Annotated in this window: 9 protein-coding genes and 1 pseudogene; 5 read left to right on the top strand and 5 right to left on the bottom strand. The window is 74.0% G+C overall.

The annotated features are described in order from the left end of the window. The first annotated feature begins 92 nt into the window (after positions 1–92). Positions 93–992 (top strand): ABC transporter substrate-binding protein, encoded by a 900-nt coding sequence (locus ABQ292_RS10245; RefSeq protein WP_369205895.1) that lies wholly within the window; start codon positions 93–95, stop codon positions 990–992. Between the two features lie 61 nt (positions 993–1,053). Here the strand turns inward: ABQ292_RS10245 and ABQ292_RS10240 are convergent, their stop codons facing one another. Further along, positions 1,054–2,235 carry an acyl-CoA dehydrogenase family protein gene (locus ABQ292_RS10240; protein ID WP_369205893.1) on the bottom strand — a complete coding sequence of 394 codons (1,182 nt, stop codon included), beginning with the start codon at positions 2,233–2,235 and terminating at the stop codon, positions 1,054–1,056. 148 nt (positions 2,236–2,383) lie between these two features. Here ABQ292_RS10240 and ABQ292_RS10235 point away from each other — a divergent pair, with 148 nt between their 5' ends. Beyond that, positions 2,384–3,091 (top strand): hemerythrin domain-containing protein, encoded by a 708-nt coding sequence (locus ABQ292_RS10235; protein WP_369205891.1) that lies wholly within the window; start codon positions 2,384–2,386, stop codon positions 3,089–3,091. Between the two features lie 81 nt (positions 3,092–3,172). On the opposite strand, the gene ABQ292_RS10230 is transcribed toward ABQ292_RS10235, so the two are convergent. Together ABQ292_RS10230 and ABQ292_RS10225 are read right to left on the bottom strand one after the other, a co-directional pair. Then, positions 3,173–4,213, bottom strand: coding sequence for a YihY/virulence factor BrkB family protein (locus ABQ292_RS10230; protein WP_369205889.1), 1,041 nt, complete (start codon positions 4,211–4,213; stop codon positions 3,173–3,175). Between the two features lie 102 nt (positions 4,214–4,315). Beyond that, positions 4,316–5,797, bottom strand: a complete 1,482-nt coding sequence (locus ABQ292_RS10225; protein ID WP_369205887.1) for an MFS transporter — start codon at positions 5,795–5,797, stop codon at positions 4,316–4,318. A 237-nt stretch (positions 5,798–6,034) separates the two neighbouring features. On the opposite strand from ABQ292_RS10225, the gene ABQ292_RS10220 reads away from it, so the two are divergent. After that, positions 6,035–6,199, top strand: a complete 165-nt coding sequence (locus ABQ292_RS10220; RefSeq protein WP_369205885.1) for a hypothetical protein — start codon at positions 6,035–6,037, stop codon at positions 6,197–6,199. Between the two features lie 183 nt (positions 6,200–6,382). Here the strand turns inward: ABQ292_RS10220 and ABQ292_RS10215 are convergent, their stop codons facing one another. Beyond that, positions 6,383–8,176: an acyl-CoA dehydrogenase gene (locus tag ABQ292_RS10215; protein WP_369205883.1), complete on the bottom strand. Its 1,794-nt coding sequence runs from the start codon at positions 8,174–8,176 to the stop codon at positions 6,383–6,385. Between the two features lie 154 nt (positions 8,177–8,330). Here ABQ292_RS10215 and ABQ292_RS10210 point away from each other — a divergent pair, with 154 nt between their 5' ends. Both ABQ292_RS10210 and ABQ292_RS10205 read left to right on the top strand, forming a co-directional pair. Next, positions 8,331–8,807, top strand: a complete 477-nt coding sequence (locus ABQ292_RS10210; protein WP_369205881.1) for a hypothetical protein — start codon at positions 8,331–8,333, stop codon at positions 8,805–8,807. Beyond that, positions 8,804–9,973, top strand: a complete 1,170-nt coding sequence (locus ABQ292_RS10205) for a zinc-dependent alcohol dehydrogenase (RefSeq protein ID WP_369205879.1) — start codon at positions 8,804–8,806, stop codon at positions 9,971–9,973. The genes ABQ292_RS10210 and ABQ292_RS10205 overlap by 4 nt, the downstream gene beginning before the upstream one ends. Positions 9,974–10,055: 82 nt before the next feature. On the opposite strand, the pseudogene ABQ292_RS10200 reads toward ABQ292_RS10205, so the two are convergent. After that, positions 10,056–10,344 (bottom strand): annotated as a pseudogene (locus ABQ292_RS10200) (hypothetical protein); the annotation flags it as partial.

Raw genomic sequence — 10,344 nt, 5'->3', positions numbered from 1 at the left:
CCCCGAGACCATCGACCTTGGTCCCGTCCCGGGGCTAGCGTGGCGGTCCCGCGGGTCCCCCGGGGGGCGCCGCCTCCCCCGAGAGGTCCGCGATGCGTCGCCGCGTGCTCACCGCCGTGCTGCTCCTCACCCTGGCCGTGTGCGGCTGCGGGAGCTCCCCCGCCGACCCCGCCCCGGTGGCGGAGGGGGTGGTGCGCGTCGCCTCCTACGACTTCCCCGAGAACCAGACGCTGGCGGAGGTGTACGCCGAGGCGCTCCGGAGGGCCGGGCTGGAGGTGTCGGTCCAGCACGGCATCGGCACCCGGGAGGTGGTCCTCCCGGCACTGGAGCAGGGCGTGGTCGACGTCGTCGTCGACTACCTCGGCACCGCCTCGGACTTCTTCGAGCCCGGCGCGGGGTCGGTGCACTCCGACCCGGCCCTGCTCCAGGAGAGCCTGGCGCGGACCCTCGCGCCGCGGGGGATGACCGTGACGGCGGCCGCGGCGGCCGAGGACCAGAACGGGTTCGTCGTCCTGACCGAGCTCGCCGAGCAGCACGGGATGACCACGCTCTCGCAGCTCGCCGCGGTGGCTCCCGGACTGGTCTTCGGCGGCCCGCCCGAGTGCGTCGAGCGGCGCTTCTGCCTGCCCGGGCTGCGCGAGGTCTACGGCGTGGAGTTCGCCGCCGTCCACACCATGCCCTCACGGGCGGCCACGGTCGAGGCGCTGCTCACCGGGGAGGTCGACGTCGGCATGCTGGAGACGACCGACGGTCACCTCATCGACGCCTCCCTGTTGCTGCTGCGGGACGACCGGTCGCTGCAGCCGCGCGAGAACGTGGTGCCCATCGTGCGGACGGCGGTGGCCGAGGAGGCCGGTGCGCGGCTGCGCAGCGCGCTGGACGGCGTCAGCGCGCAGCTGACGACGATCGACCTGATCAGGCTGAACCGGGCCGTGGCCATCGACGACCGCACGCCGCGGGAGGCCGCGGCGCAGTGGTGGGACGGCCGCTAGCGGCCCCCCTGCAGGGGCCCGCCGCGAGCGGGCGAGTGGTGGGGGGCAGGGGGGTCCTTCCTCAGGCGATGGCGCTGGTCCCGGTGATCGCCCGGCCGACGATGAGGCTGTTGACCTCCCGGGTGCCCTCGTAGGAGTAGATGGCCTCGGCGTCGGCCACGAACCGGCCCACGTGGTTCTCCAGCAGGATCCCGTTGCCGCCCATGAGCTCGCGCGCCCAGCCGACGGTCTCGCGCATGCGCATCGTCGAGTAGCCCTTGGCCATCGAGGCGTGCTCGTCGCGGAGCATCCCGCAGTCCTGCAGCTGGGAGGCCCGGGCGCACAGGGCCGCGGAGGCGGTGATGTTGCCCAGCATCCGGAACAGCAGGTCCTGCACGAGCTGGAACGAGGTGATCGGCCGGCCGAACTGGTCACGCTCCAGGGCGTAGCGCAGTGCGTGCTCGTAGGCGCCGCGCGAGCAGCCCACCGCCGACCAGGCCACGCTGACCCGGGTCGCCCGCAGCACGTTGGCCGTGTCGCGGAAGCTGTTGGCGTTCTGCAGCCGGTTCTCCTCGGGCACCCGGACGCCGTCGAGGGTGATCAGCGCGTTCTGCACCGCGCGCAGCGCGATCTTGTCCTCGAGGTCGACCGCGCTGAACCCGGGAGCGGGCTGCTCGACGACGAAGCCGAGCACCCGGTCGGTGTCGACGTCGCGCGCCCAGATGATCACCAGGTCGGCGAAGCTGCCGTTGCCGATCCACTTCTTCTGCCCGTCGAGCACCCACTCGTCACCGTCCCGGCGGGCGGTGGTCTCGATGCCGCGGGCGACGTCGGAGCCGTGGTCGGGCTCGGTGAGCCCGAACGCGCCGATCAGCTCCATCCGGGCCATCGCCGGCAGCCAGCGCTCCTTCTGCTCCTCGGAGGCGCACAGGTGCATCGTGCCCATGGCCAGGCCGCCGTGGACGCCCATGAAGGTGGCCACGGACGGGTCGCCCCTGCCCAGCTCCATCGACACCATGCCGTCGAACAGCGACGAGCGGCCGGGGCAGCCGTACCCGGAGTACTGGGCGCCGGCGATGCCGAGCTCGGCGATCCCCGGGATCAGCTGACGCGGGAACTGGGCCCGCGTCCAGTACTCGTTGATGATCGGCTCCACCTGCTCGTCCATGAACGCCCGGACGCGCATGAGCGTCTCGCGGTCCTGCTCGTCGAGCAGGGCCTCCAGGTCGTAGAAGTCCGACGTGACGGTGCTCCGGTCACCCATGGCGCTGCCTCCTCCAGGGGGACCACGGCGTCCCCTGCGCCCGACCTACCCCGCTCCCCGCGGGGCAACCGGCCGGCGTGGCATGGCCGCGGACGGATCCGGGCAGGAACACCCCCGATCCATCCGAACCACCCCGGAGGAGGGCCCCGTGCCCCGATCGATCGCCGACCAGACCGACGAGGAACTGGGCGGCCCCGGCAGCGTCCTGGTCCGCCAGCGCGACGACCACGTCCGGCTCGACCGGCTCCTGCAGGAGCTCGACGGCACCACCGGCCGCGCGCAGGAGGACGTCCTCACCCGCATCGACCGGCTGGTGTTCAGCCACGCCTTCGCCGAGGAGACGGTCCTGTGGCCGGTGATCCGACGGGTGCTGCCCGACGGTGACGAGCTGACCCGGCGGGTGGAGACCGAGCACCAGGAGGTCAACGAGCTCGTCGCCGCCCTGGAGGAGGGCGGACCCGACCACCCACAGGGGCAGGCCCGGCTGGCGCGGCTGGTCGAGGTGCTGCAGGAGGACGTCCGCGACGAGGAGGACGTCCTGTTCCCGCGGCTCCAGGAGCGGCTGGACGCCGCCGAGCTGCGCCGCCTGGGCCGGCAGTGGCAGCTGGTCCGGCGGATCTCGCCCACCCGCCCCCACCCGACGGTGTCCCGCCGCCCGCCCGGCAACGCCCTGTCCGGTCTGCCGCTGTCGCTGCTCGACCGCAGCCGCGACCTCGTCGACGCCGTCGTCCGCCGGGTCCCGGCCCCGCTCGCGCCGGCCGGGACGGCGGTCAGCCGGGGGCTGGCCGCCGTCGCTGCCGTCGTCGAGCGCACCCCGCCGGCCCGCCGCGGCGACGGCCCGCCCACCAGCCGCTGAGCACACGGCAGCGGCCCCCTCCCGAGCCGGGAGGGGGCCGCCGTCGTGTGGTCCTGTGCCGGGCCCCTGCAGGAGGTCCTGCTAGTTCGTGTTGCGGTCCTTCGGCTCGGCGCGGGCGTCGAGCTGGATCTCCTTCTCGGCCGCCGGGACGCCCTCCTTCATCTCCTTCGTCCGCTCCATCTCGGCGTCGAACTCGATGCCGAACAGCAGCGCCAGGTTGATCAGCCAGAACCAGATCAGGAAGACGACGACGCCGGCCAGCGCGCCGTAGGTCTTGTTGTAGCTGCCGAAGTTGCCGACGTAGAAAGCGAACGCTGCGGAGGCGACGACGGCCACGAGGATCGCGACGGCCGCACCCGGGCTCACCCACTTGAAGCCGCGCAGCTTGACGTTCGGGGTCGAGTAGTAGAGAACGGCGATCATCAGCGCGAGGATCACGAGGATGACCGGCCACTTGGCCACGTTCCACACGGTCAGGACGGTGTCGTCCAGACCGATGGCCGAGCCGACGGCCTCGACGATCGGGCCGCTGAGCACCAGCATCAGGACGATCACGGCGGCGAACAGGATGCCGATCAGGGTGACCAGCAGCTGGAGCGGCTTGAGCTTCCAGATCTTGCGACCCTCGGGCGTCTCGTAGACGACGTTGGCCGCGCGGGTGAAGGCGCCGACGTAGCCCGAGGCCGACCAGACGGCACCGGCCAGACCGATGACCAGGCCGATCCCGGCGGTGCTGGTGTTGCCGGCGATCTGCTCGATGACCGGCTGCAGGGTGTTGGCCGCCTGCCCGGGCACCACGGTCGTCAGCGCGTCGGTCAGCTCCTGCGGGGTGGTCAGCAGGCCGACGATGGACACCAGCGCGATGAGCGCCGGGAAGAGCGCCAGGACGCCGTAGTAGGTCAGCGACGCCGCCCAGTCGGTGAGGTTGTCCTCGCTGAACTCCTTGAGCGTCCGCTTGACCGTGCCCATGGCCGTGGGCGTGCGGTCGTGGCCCTGTGGGGCGTTGTCGAAGCGGGTGGAGTTGACCTTGTCGTCGTTCGGCGCCGGGTCGCCGGCGGTGTTGCCGGAGGACTCAGCTGGCGGTTTGCCGCTGGCGGCGCGGGAGCCGGTGGGGCGGGCCATCGAGGTCCTCCGGGGCTGGGTGGTCAGGTGGATCGGCGTGATCAGTTCCCCGGACGGTCCCGTTCCATGCGCCGCGCGATCACCGGGCGCGTCGGGGAGGGGTCAGCGGATGCCCGACACCGGCGACCACTCACCGGCGCACGCCGTCGCGCGCTCGACGTCGGCCGGCCCGTCGGCGTCGCCCGGGCCGCGCCGCCGGGCCTGCACCATCCCGGCGACGCTGACCAGCGCGACCGCGGCGGCCGCCCCGGCGCCGAGCAGCGCCACCCCGGTGAACGCCGACGCCCGCGGGAGGCCGGTGGCCGGGTCGAGCCCGGCGCCGAGCAGCGCGACGGTGAGCGTGCTGCCCGCCGCCTGGCCGACCGCGCGGGCGATGGAGTTGACCGCGTTGGCCACACCGGTCTCGCTGCGCCGCACCGCCTGGACGACCAGGGTCGGCAGTGCCGCGTAGACCACGGTCACCCAGACCTGGGAGAGCAGGCCGGCCGTCACCACCTGCCAGGGCGCCGAGCGCGCCACGGCCAGCAGGACGAAGCCGGCGAGGCCCGCCGCCGACCCGGCGAGCAGGGTGGGCAGCGCGCCCAGCCGGTCGACCACCGTGCCGGCCACGGGCGCGAGCAGGATGCCGACCACGCCGCCGGGCAGGAGGTAGACGACCGCCGCCTCGAGCACCGAGGCGCCGAAGCCGTAGCCGGCGGCCGCGGGCGGCGTCTGCACGTACTGCATGACGACGAGGAAGGAGACGAACAGCCCGACGCCGGTCATCAGGCCGGCCAGGTTGGGTACGAGCATCCGCGGGTCGGTCAGCAGGGCCGGGCGGACCAGGGGCTCGGCCCGGCGACGCTGCAGCAGCACCCACCCGGCGAGGACGACGAGCGCGCCCGCCGCGCAGCCCAGCGTCAGCGGCGAGGTCCAGCCCCACGTGTTGCCCTGCGAGACGGGCAGGAGCAGCAGCACCAGCCCCACGCCGAGCACGACCGCGCCGGCCCAGTCGACGCGGCCGGCGGCCGTCGCGGGGCGGCGGGGGAGCAGGACGGCGGCCAGGACGAGGGACAGCAACGTCACGCCGAGGCCGATCAAGAAGGGCCGGCGGTAGTCGCCGCCGTCGCCGGTGAGCAGGCCCGCCGCGACCAGGCCCACCACCCCGCCGACGCCGAGGGTGCTGCTCACGACGGACATCGCCACGCTCAGCCGCTCCGGCGGGAGCTCACGGCGCAGCACGCTGATCGACAGGGGGAACAGACCGTACGAGGAGCCCTGCAGCACACGGGCCACCAGCAGCAGCGGCAGCGAACGGGTGACGATCGCCAGCAGGGTGCCCAGCGCGACGGCGACCAGGATGCCGAGGATCACCGGCCGCTCGCCCCGGGTGTCGCCGAGCCGGCCGAGCACGGGGGTGAGGACGGCGGCGGCCAGGAGGTTGGCGGTCAGCACCCACCCGGCGGCCGCGGGGGAGACGCCGAGCTGCTCGCCGATCGGGCCGAGGACCGGGACCACCAGGCTCTGCAGCAGCGACAGCGTCGTGACGCCGAGGGAGAGGGCCAGGACCAGCAGCGCCGGGCGCGCCGGGGTGGGGGGCGACACGACGCCGGTTCGGGCGGTTCCGGGACCGGCGGGCACGGTCCGATGACACCATGCGCCGGCGGGAGGGGCCGCAGCAGGTCGGACCCACCCCCACGGGGGGAGAACGGTGACCGCCTGTCAGGTGAACGACACGACACGACGATTGAGACGGCGTCGAACGGGGGACACAGTCATCGATGACGTGCTGCCGGGTCGTGCACCAGGCAGCAGCGAGACGAGAGCGGGGAGACGTTCCTGATGGTGTTGTGGCCGGCTGTCGCCCTGGTCGGGTTCTTCGTCCTGACCGGACTGGTGATCGCGATGGGCACCTCGACGACCGCGCGGTACGAGCGGGAGCGGGCTGCGGCCTCCTCGGTTCCCGCCCGCTCGGCCGCCGAGCCCGTGGGGGCGCGGGCCGCCTGACGTGAGGACCCCGTCCTCCCACCCCTGGCTGACGCTCGGGGCCGGACCCCGCACGGGGGCCGTTCCGCAGTGACCGATCGCGCCCCGCCGCTCCTGTCGCAGGAGCCGCGGGGCGCGCGTGCGTCCGGCCCCCTCCAGGGCACCACCCCCGAGCCTGCGAGGGGTGGGGAGGAGGGGCCCTCCTCAGAGCCAGGCGTCGGGGGTGTCGAGCACCGTCCGATCGAGGGACTCGAGCAGGTCCAGCCAGGTGTGCACCTTCGGCAGCTCCCACCGCTGGAAGTACCGTGCCGCGGCCCGCTTGCCCTCGTGGAAGTCGCTGGTCTCGTCGCGGGTGGCCAGCGCCTGCTCCAGCCACAGCCAGGCGACGACGGTGTGCCCGGCCGCCTCCAGGTAGGAGCTGGCGTTGGCCAGGGCCACCGCCGGGTCACCGGTGCCCCACAGCGTGGCGGTGACCTGCACGAGCCGGCCGACGGCGGCGTCGACGTCGGCGGCGAGGTCGGCGAACGGCGTCCCGGACGCCCGCGCCGTCGTCGCGCCGATCGTCGCGGCCAGCAGCGCCAGTCCCGCACCGCCGTGCACCGTCACCTTGCGGCCGAGCAGGTCGAGGGCCTGGATGCCGTTGGTGCCCTCGTGGATCGGGTTGAGCCGGTTGTCCCGGTAGAACTGCTCGACCGGGTAGTCGCGGGTGTAGCCCGCACCGCCGTGGACCTGGATGGCCAGGTCGTCGGCCACCGGGCCCCACTGCGAGGGCCACGCCTTGGCGATCGGGGTCAGGGTGTCGAGCAGCAGGTGCGCCCGCTCGCGCTCCTCCGCGCTCTCGGCCGTCCGCTCCTCGTCGACCAGGCGGGCGCAGTACAGCCCCAGGGCCAGGCCGCCCTGCGCGTAGCTCTTGGCCGCCAGCAGCATGCGGCGCACGTCGGCGTGGTCGACCAGCCGCACCTGCGGCGAGGACGGGTCCTTGCTGCTGGCCGACCGGCCCTGCGTGCGGGTGCGGGCGTACTCGAGCGCGTGCAGGTACCCGGTGTAACCGAGGACGGTCGCGCCCATCCCGACGCCGATCCGGGCTTCGTTCATCATGTGGAACATGTAGGGCAGGCCGCGGTGCGGCTCCCCGACCAGGTACCCGACCGCGCCGGCCCGGCCCCCGGGGGTGTGCACCCCCTCGCCGAAGTTGAGCAGCGTGTTCGTCGTCCCGCGGTAGCCCATCTTGTGGTTGAGCCCGGCCAGGACGACGTCGTTGCGCTCACCGACCGACCCGTCCTCGGTGACGAGGAACTTGGGGACGACGAACAGCGAGATGCCCTTCACCCCGGGCGGTCCGCCGGGGATCTTGGCCAGCACCAGGTGCACGATGTTCTCGGTCAGCTCGTGGTCGCCGGCCGAGATCCACATCTTGTTGCCGGTGAGCCGGTAGGTGCCGTCGTCCTGCGGCTCGGCCCGGGTGGTGATGTCGGCCAGCGAGGACCCGGCCTGCGGCTCGGACAGCGCCATGGTGCCGAACCAGCGGCCCTCGAGCATCGGGCGGACGTAGGTGTCCTTCTGCTCCTGCGAGCCGTGCGCCAGCAGCAGCCGGGCGTTGCCCATCGTCAGGAACGGGTAGCTCGACGTCCCCACGTTGGCCGCCTTGAACCAGGCGAAGGCCGCCTGGCCGACGGTCTGCGGCAGCTGCATGCCGCCGTACTCCTCGTCGAAGGTGCCGGACATGATCCCGGACTCGCGGAACACCGCCAGCGCCTGCGCCACCTCGGGGATCATCTCGACCCGGCCGTCGACGAACCGCGGCTCGTTCTCGTCGGCCGTGCGGTTGTGCGGCGCGAAGTGCTCGGTGGCGATCTGCTGGGCGAGGTCCATGACCGCGTCGAAGGTCTCGCGGGAGTGCTCGGCGTAGCGGGCCCGCTTGGTCAGCGTCTCGACCTCCAGCCACTCGTGGAGCAGGAAGTCCAGGTCGCGCCGGGACAGGATGAGCGAGGGGGACACGACAGGCCTCCACGGACGACGGTGGCGAGGAGTGCGGGCGCGGCGCCCGACCGGACCACGATAGGCCGGGGGACGGCGCCGTCCGGTTGGGGAGCAGCGCGCGCCGGGTAGCCGTCCCCCGAGGGCGCCGGAGGGTGCCCGAGGGAGGATCCCCATGGACCTGAACCAGGTGCTCGGCCGGGCGACCGGGCTGGCCTCCGGTGCCGGCGGGGCGCTGCTGCACCGGTTGCAGCACGTCCGCCTGCCCGGGGCCGGCCAGGCGTCGGCGACCGACGACCCCGAGCGCGCCGCCCGCCGCTGGCGGGCGGTGACCGTGCTGCGCGACCCGGCCGACGTCGACCCCGCGGCCGGCCTGCCCGCACCGCTGGCCGCGCTCGGTGACCGCGTCGAGGTGCGGGTCACCCCGGCGCCCGGGAACCGCGGCACCGAGCTGGCCGCCCGCTACCGCGGCACGCCCACCGAGGACGAGGTGGGCGACCTGCGTGCGGCGCTGCGCGAGGCCAAGGCGTTGCTCGAGGTCGGCCAGGTGCTGCGGATGGAGCCGCAGCCGCACGGGAGGCGCGCGGCCACCCCGCAGGGTGCCGCGCTCGAGGGTGCCGCGCAGGCGGCGCCGAAGGAGGGCGTGCTGTGAGGGCCGCGACCTGGACCGGCGTCAACGAGGTGTCGGTCGAGACCGTCCCCGACCCGCAGATCCTCAACGACCACGACGTCATCCTGCGGGTGCGGCGGACGACGACGTGCGGCTCGGACCTGCACCTGCTCGGCGGCTACATCCCGGCGATGCGGGTCGGCGACGTGCTCGGCCACGAGTTCATGGGCGAGGTCGTGGAGGTCGGCTCCGCCGTCCGCGAGCGCCGCGTCGGCGACCGCGTCGTCGTCAACTCCTTCATCGCCTGCGGGCACTGCTGGTACTGCCGGCAGGAGCTCTACTCGCTGTGCGACAACGGCAACCCGAACCCGGGGATCACCGAGGGCCTGTGGGGGCAGAGCCCCGGCGGCTGCTTCGGCTACTCGCACGCGATGGGCGGGTTCGCCGGCAGCCACGCGGAGTACATCCGGGTGCCCTACGCCGACGTCGGCAGCTTCGTCATCCCCGAGGAGGTCAGCGACGAGCGGGCGCTGTTCGCCTCCGACGCCGTCTCCACCGGCTGGATGGGCGCGGACCTGGCCGGCACGAAGCCGGGGGACACCGTGGCCGTGTGGGGCGCCGGCGGGGTCGGGCAGATGGCCGCCCGGGCGGCGATGCTGCTCGGTGCCGAGCAGGTGTACGTGATCGACCGGCTGCCCGAGCGGCTGGCGCAGGTGCAGCAGCACGTCGGCGCGGAGGTCGTCGACTACTCGACCACCGACGTGATGGCCGAGCTGCGCGAGCGCACCGGCGGCCGCGGGCCCGACGTCTGCATCGAGGCGGTCGGCATGGAGGCGCACAGCACCGGCGTCCAGGGCGTGTACGACCAGGTCAAGCAGCAGCTGCGGCTGCAGACCGACCGGCCCGGCGCCGTCCGCGAGGCGATCATGGCGTGCCGCAAGGGCGGCAGCGTCTTCGTCCTCGGGGTGTTCGCCGGCCCGGTGGACAAGTTCCCGCTCGGCGCGGCGATGAACAAGGGGCTCACCCTCCGCGGCGCCCAGGTGCACGGACAGCGCTACACCCCGCGGATCCTCGAGCACATGGCCCGCGGCGAGCTGGTCACCGAGCACCTGGCCACGCACGTCATGCCGCTGGAGGAGGCGCCGCGCGGCTACCGGATGTTCAAGGACAAGGAGGACGGCTGCGTGCGCGCCGTCTTCCTGCCCTGACCGCGTGCACGCCCGCGGAGGTGCACCGTGCACCTCCGCGGGCGTGCACGACCACCGCCTCGCGGCGCGGTCGCCCGACCGGTCAGTCCGGTCGTCGACCGGCGCCGTCCGCCAGGTGGTCGGCCGGGATGGAGGCCAGCCCGCTCGGCTGGTGACCGTGCGCCTCGTGCCGGCCGGCGTGCCGTCGGTGGGGCCGGCCGTCGCCGCCCGCGACGGACGCCGTCCCGTTCCCGGGAGCATCGTGGCCGGTGGCCGTGTCCCCGGGGCGCCCGGCCGGCGGTGGGGTGGACGTCGGGGCCGCGGCACCCACCGCCTGGGTGGCCTGCTCACTGGCGTCCCCGGCGTCGGGGTCCCCGGCGGTCTGGCTGGCC

Origin of the sequence: Geodermatophilus maliterrae (genome assembly GCF_041018925.1) — a bacterium.
Classification (GTDB): Bacteria; Actinomycetota; Actinomycetes; order Mycobacteriales; family Geodermatophilaceae; genus Geodermatophilus; species Geodermatophilus maliterrae.
This window is presented reverse-complemented; position numbering and strand designations above follow the sequence as displayed.